The sequence below is a fragment of the Gammaproteobacteria bacterium genome (assembly GCA_027296625.1).
GTDB lineage: Bacteria > Pseudomonadota > Gammaproteobacteria > JAKEHO01 > JAKEHO01 > JAKEHO01.
The window spans coordinates 1-4,513 of sequence record JAPUIX010000003.1 but is presented as its reverse complement, the minus strand read 5'-3'; the positions used below and the strand labels follow the sequence as shown (position 1 = coordinate 4,513).

At 53.4% G+C, this 4,513-nt stretch carries 4 protein-coding genes; all 4 read right to left on the bottom strand.

The genetic code is table 11. The features are described 5' to 3' along the window. A partial coding sequence (locus O6944_00070) for a TIR domain-containing protein (protein MCZ6717547.1) occupies positions 1–869 on the bottom strand: 869 nt, incomplete at its 3' end. Further along, positions 866–1,651 (bottom strand): aldo/keto reductase, encoded by a 786-nt coding sequence (locus O6944_00065; protein MCZ6717546.1) that lies wholly within the window; start codon positions 1,649–1,651, stop codon positions 866–868. The genes O6944_00065 and O6944_00070, both read right to left, overlap by 4 nt. Before the next feature lie 2 nt (positions 1,652–1,653). Then, the gene (locus O6944_00060) at positions 1,654–2,784 is read right to left on the bottom strand and encodes a RuBisCO large subunit C-terminal-like domain-containing protein (GenBank protein MCZ6717545.1); all 1,131 of its coding nucleotides are present in this window, start codon (positions 2,782–2,784) and stop codon (positions 1,654–1,656) included. 269 nt (positions 2,785–3,053) lie between these two features. Next, entirely contained in the window at positions 3,054–4,067 is a 1,014-nt protein-coding gene (gene gap / locus O6944_00055) for a type I glyceraldehyde-3-phosphate dehydrogenase (GenBank protein ID MCZ6717544.1), read from the bottom strand. Positions 4,068–4,513: the final 446 nt, after the last annotated feature.

Below are 4,513 nucleotides of genomic sequence, written 5' to 3'. Positions count from 1 at the left end.
AGGACTTTTCCATCCGTCATCAATCTGTGGAAGTCGTCGTAAGTAATAGAGATGTTATACTGTTGGATGAACAACCGGTCTATCAAATTCGGAAGGTCCTCGACACGAGAGTGTTTGCTTAGAGAAATAAAGATAGGGATGCGATTCTTGACGGGGTCAGCGCGGTATTTCTTGGCCAAATTATAGGTTAAGTTCAGACAGAACGATGATTTGCCCGTACCATAATCGCCCAGAATCGAGAGGTGATTGCTCTCGCTGTCTTCCAGCCATGTGTTCACAAACTCATCGATAGAACCAAGCCGCGCTCCGTCTATATCTCTGACATACAAAGAAACATAGTGTGCCTTTAGATTGTCGCGCTCCATGAGTTCGATGGCGGGTGTTCGCTTATTGTCCCTGTTTTCCTCGAAAAACTCGTAATCATATATAATGCGTTGTATGTAGGCATCTACATTAATTGCTCTTTGAATGCCAGAGGGGGTATGGTGACTCTGCGCGTCTCGTAGCACCTCGACCAGATCATCCCAGGGACGGGCTTTGATGTCAGGGAAGTTCAGGAATTGGATCCCCTCCAGTCTAGAATGCAGCTCGGTGGGTTTGCGTATCACAGGAAATACCTTCACCCCGACGCCCAAAGCAAAAGCCCATTCGTAAGAGACGTACGCGGACGCATTCGCCTCCGGCGTCATTACCGCGATTAGCGCGAAGGCTTCCCTGATGGCTTGGTCAATGTCATCACGCCAATCTTCGCCCGCGCGCAGTCCGTTCAGGTCTTGCCAAACCTTGAGACCTGCTGCTTCGATTTTTTCCCTTAAGAGTTCGGCGAAATCGAAGTCTTCGCGGCTGTAGCAGATGAAGACATGGCTCATATGGCACCACCCCAGGTCCTGAATAAAGTAGGGAGAAACGTTCTCTCAATTACTTCGGCCTGTGGCATGTTGCTTCTGATGTCGTCCGCAGGAAAGCGCATCCCTGGCTCCCGGTATTTCCCACACAAGAAGCCGGTTCCCAGCGGTGCTTTGACGACGAGGCCCACACCCCGTTCCAATGCTTTAGGCGACAACGCCCTGGCGGGGGCCTCGTGCAACAGGTTGTATTCAACCTGAATCGCATATATCTGTGTCGCTTCAACCATCGGGATACCCATCTCCAGTTTCGCCATCGACGCACCGTAATAGCGGATCTTGCCCGCTTCGCGCAGCCCCTCCAGCGCTTCGAGCGACTGCTCTGGGATCTCAAAATCGTCAGGTACGCTGTGGAGTTGGAACAGGTCGATGTAATCGGTCCGAAGCCGTCGCAGGCTGGCTTCGACCGCTTGCTTGAGGTAGCCGGGGCTGTAATCCTTGAAACCTCCGCCGTTTTGGCCCACCCGATACCCGGCCTTGGTGGCGATCACCAGGCGATCACGATGATGCTTGAAGGCCTTGCCAACCAGCGTTTCGGCATGCCCCCAGCCGTAGACGTCGGCGGTATCGATAAAAGTAACGCCGTGATCAAGGCAGGCGTGAAGGGCGGCCAGGGACGTTTTGTCGTCGGTGCATCCCCAACCGACCTGCTTTTTCCCCAGCAGGGTAGGCCCCCCTATCGTTTGCGTCCCGAAGCCGATTTCGCTCACTCTCAGGTCGGTGCGGCCCAGCTTTCGGTACCTCATCTTCAACTCTCGGCATGTTGGGTATGCTGTTGTTTGAAATGGCTGACGGCGGCCCGAAGTTCTTTATGATCTTTTGCATAATGGTCGAGTTCGATGCCCTGCTGCGTTGCTTCCCAGGCCTGAAGCAGGCTTCTCGCGCCTGCCTCAACGCCGAGGGGATGATGGAACAAGGCCGAGCCAACGATGAACATGAAATCCTCGCTGCCGACCGATTGATAGCATCTAAGCAGGGTGCCTACGGATTTGCCTCCCGATAGGCCGGGCCAGATCGGGGCCAGGTCGTGCGAGGCCACCAGAGACGCCTCGACGTTACGGCGATGGTCTTCATCACTCATGATGAAGGTGCCCCAGGGAGAGGGGATGACGACCACATCGGCTCCCGCCAGGCGTTGCAATTGGACCAGAACGTGGAGCGAAATACCGAAGAAGGACACCCGCGTTGCCATCGACATGCAAGCATTATGGGAGAAGACCGGAAGCCCTTCTTCGCGAGACAGCCATTGGAGGCTGGGGAAGCCAACAATCATCGGGCTGACCATCACGGCGTCCACGTTATAGCGGAGGGCGGTCTCGTAATAACGTTTCATCTGATCGTAGTCAGCCGAAATATGGGCCACGTATAGCCGCGCTCTGCCGGTTTCATCCTCGATCCGCTTAACCGCATCCATCGTCTTGCGCACGCGTTCCTCAAACGGGCAATACGCGGTGTCTACGATCAACTCGTCATCTTTGACGATGTCGATGCCCCCCTTGAATGCCTTGTAGGCCTGACTCGCAAATTCATCTGGCGTGAGGCCCACGGAAGGTTTCACCGGACCGCAAAAGAGCGGACGGTCATAGACGTTGAGTCGCTCACGGATTTTCTGAACGCCAAACTGTGGTCCTTGAAAGTCGCACACATAGGTTTCGGGGAGCTTAACGTCGATAATTTTCAGGGCGCTGAAATAGCCCGTGTGATGTGGTTCGCCGGCGATGGTATTGATAAGCCCAGCCAGGCTTGCGCGAAAGTTAGCGATGGGAAAAGCGATCTGCGTCATAAAACGGGTATAGACGGGGCCGGTGCCAAAGCGGGGCAAGTCTACGTAGGTATTGAGGGTAGGGTGGTCCTCTTCTGAGATAATATCAAGGCCCACGACCTTGGCGGCATAGTCTCTTAAGAGTGCCTCTTCCCTAGCAGACGACGCGCCGGGGAAACGAGAGGCGCTTTGCTCGTTGCACAAACCACGGGCTGCAACCTCAGGGTCACTGCGTGATTCGGCATAGTAGGTAACTAAGACGTGATGCTTCGACTCAAAACTAGTCGTTTTGAATGGAGCCTTACTAAAATCATATTCGATCTCCATCGAATCGGTGCAAATTTGGTTCTTGATCTTCATGGGGTAGCGCTGTGCCCTGCTGCCTTCTAAGTTACTACTTTTTCCATGACTTTTTCAATAAGCTCGGCAACACGTGCCGAATAGCCCCACTCGTTATCATACCAGCCCATGACCTTGACCAGATTGCCATTCACGCTAGTCGAGAGCGCATCAAAGATGCACGAGTGGGGGTTGTGGATGATATCGACGGAGACCAGGGGTTCTTCGGTGTACTGGAGGATTCCCGCAAGCGCCTGTTCAGCGGCTGCTTTGAAAGCGTTCGTGACCTCCTCAACGGTTACCTCTCTGCCCAGCACGGCGGTGAAGTCGAGCAGCGCGCCGTCTGGTACGGGCACGCGCAGCGATAAACCATCGAGCTTGCCTTGCAGGTGAGGTAGCACAAGGCCGACCGCTTTAGCTGATTCGGTTACCTTAGGAACAATCGAGACTGCAGCAGCTCGAGCGAGACGCAAGTCTCGATGAGGCGCATCTTGAATATTCTGTTCGGCTGTGTATGCATGGATGTTAGTCATGAAGCCCTTTTCCAGGCCAAATGCGTCATCCAAAACCTTCACCATAAGGGCCAAACAGTTCGTAGTGCAACTCGCGTTCGAGATTACCTGCTCCTCTCCGGTAAGGATATGATCGTTCACGCCCAACACAACCGTCGCATCAACGTCGCCTTCAGCGGGAGCCGAGATAATGACCTTTTTTGCTCCGGCGTTGAGATGCTGTGCAGCTTGCCCTCGCTTTCTGAAGATCCCTGTCGATTCGATGACCACGTCACAGGCAAGCTTACACCAGGGCAGATTCCTGGGGTCGCTCTCGCTAAAGACACGGAAACACTCACCGTCAATGAAAATACTGTTGTCGTCAGCAACAACCTCCCCTGAGTATTGACCGTGAATGGAGTCATACTTAAAGAGGTGCGCTAACGTCTTGCTGTCGGTTAGATCATTGACGGCGACCACATTGAGGTTTTCGAGTTTGCGTTCCAGGATGAAACGCAGCACTAGCCTACCGATGCGTCCAAAGCCGTTAATACCTACTCGAATCGCCATAGACAAAAGCCTTCCTTATCCAACGAGTGTTTGAGAGCGATTTTCTCGTGAAACATTACGATCCATTATGACTTGCGATCCAACAGGGCGCTGTGAAATCAATGAAATCATTTCTAATTAAAGCGCTTCCCACTAAATCCACGGTTTCGGTGGAAACGATGCGGTCGGTAGGGGATTAAACGGGCAAGCATCTGAGTATTGCGCAGCGTGCATGGAAGCCTTATTTCGTTCATCTTGCAAAAAAATAAGGCGTACCGGTCGAGGGCGCACCTCCGAATAACGCTAGTGAACATGGCTACGCTCAAGGCACCCAAAACCCTATCCAAACGGAAAGAACTCCGTCAAGACAAAGCCGTCACGGTCTTCGTGCGGATCCAGGAGTTCGTTTATCAAAACCGCACGCTGGTCTATGGCATGGCTGGGGCGGCAGCGCTGGTTCTGCTTGC